General features: G+C 64.3%; 1 protein-coding gene. It reads right to left on the reverse strand.

All coding sequences use genetic code 11. From position 1 onward, the window contains the following. Positions 1–170: 170 nt before the first annotated feature. On the reverse strand, positions 171–1,460 hold the full coding sequence (locus tag ACLRGI_RS23255) for an ISL3 family transposase (protein WP_503409157.1): 1,290 nt from the start codon (positions 1,458–1,460) through the stop codon (positions 171–173). Positions 1,461–1,593 lie beyond the last annotated feature (133 nt).

Consider the following 1,593-nt stretch of genomic DNA (forward strand, 5'->3'; position numbering starts at 1 on the left):
CGTTTCCACTCCGGCCCACCAACTCGGCGTTTCCTGGCACACCGTCTGGGACGCCGTCAGGGTGGAAGCATCCCTGCGGATCGCAGCGACGGACCGCCTCGAAGGAGTGGACGCACTCGGCGTTGATGGCTCTTCGCGGTTCCCGGGGAATGGTCTGCTGAGATGACTGCTCATGCTGCCATTCGGGCTGCACTTCTCAAGAGGATACGCGATTTGTAGTTGTCCGGATTTCGATAGCCTCGCGCGGTTCGCTTGATGTGTTTTATTGCAGTGTTGTTTGCCTCTACCTTGGCCGTGGTGGCTCCGGTGACTATGAGGACTTCGATCTCGTTCCACCAGCGGCACACGGTCCGGTAGAGCCTGCTTGTTTCCGGCGTCGCGGCGCGTGCCACGAGGTCAGCAAGCGCGTTCTTCGCCGCACCGGCATCTTCCAGCGAACTTGTGTTCAGCAGGGTTCGGAGCTGTTCCTTGACCTGCCAGGCGGCCTCGAGACTGCCCGTCGGGTCGTCAGCAGCGAACACTCCCGCCAGCCGGTGCTGGCCGCGTTCCGAGAGGTTCTCGTTAGCCTTCAGCAGCAGCATCCGGTTCGCCCACGCCGGGTCCGTGGCCCTGCCCCGCCGGCCCCTGACCTGCTGGGACAGGCCCTGCCGGACCGCGGTGAGCATATCGTTGGCAAGCATCGTCACATGGAAGAGATCCACCGAGACCGCCGTGCGCGGCAACCACATCCGCAGCGCCTTCCGGAAGGCCGCGGACGGGTCGATCGCGACGACCTGCACCCCGAGCCGCCACTGAAGGGGCCGGGCGAAGAGCCAGTCCCCGACGCCCTTGTGGTCCCGTCCGTCCACGATGCCCAGAACCTGCCCAGTGTCCAGATCCACGATCGTAGTCATCCACGGCTCGTACCGGGTCCATGCCTTCGTGCCGGGGTCCTGGAAGAACCGCACCGACCGGTACCGGTGCTCATCGATACCCAGCATCCTCGGCGCCAGGAGGTCCACGTCCGGCAGGCGGAGTGCGGCGTCACCGATGACCTGCTGGACCAGCCACCACGAAATCCCGAACGCCATAGCCGTCTCGGACACAGCACGCCCGGAACCGATGACCGCGTCCACCAGCGTCTCCCGGAGCCTGCGCGTGGACCGCGCCCTGCGCGGGACCTGGGGTGTCGCTTCGCAAAACGACTTCCGCTCACACAAATACTCGTCACAGAACCAGCGCCGCTTGTCCCAGAGAAGCACCACCGCGCCGGCAACCGGAACATCACGCAGCTTCTGGCAGCGGCGCTCCTTGACCCGCGAAGCGATCACTCCGCAACTCGGGCAGCCCGGCGGGAACGTGGATTCCACGGTGACGTGGCGGATCCCGCCCGGGAGCAGAACGGTGCCGGCCACTCGGTAATCAGGCAGGTTGAAGATCAAGCTGGCAGCGTCATGGCCAGCCCCAGTAGGCTCTAACAAGGCTCGTGGTTCCTGTTCAGGTTGAATGCGTAGTAACACTCATCCCAGCAGGACCACGAGTCCTCTGCTTGCTACAACACGAACCTATTTCCCCGGGAACCGTGAAGAGCCGCGTTGATGAGCATGTCTGGTC

Source organism: Paenarthrobacter sp. PPS72 (assembly GCF_048537125.1).
Taxonomy (GTDB): Bacteria; Actinomycetota; Actinomycetes; order Actinomycetales; family Micrococcaceae; genus Arthrobacter; species Arthrobacter nitroguajacolicus_E.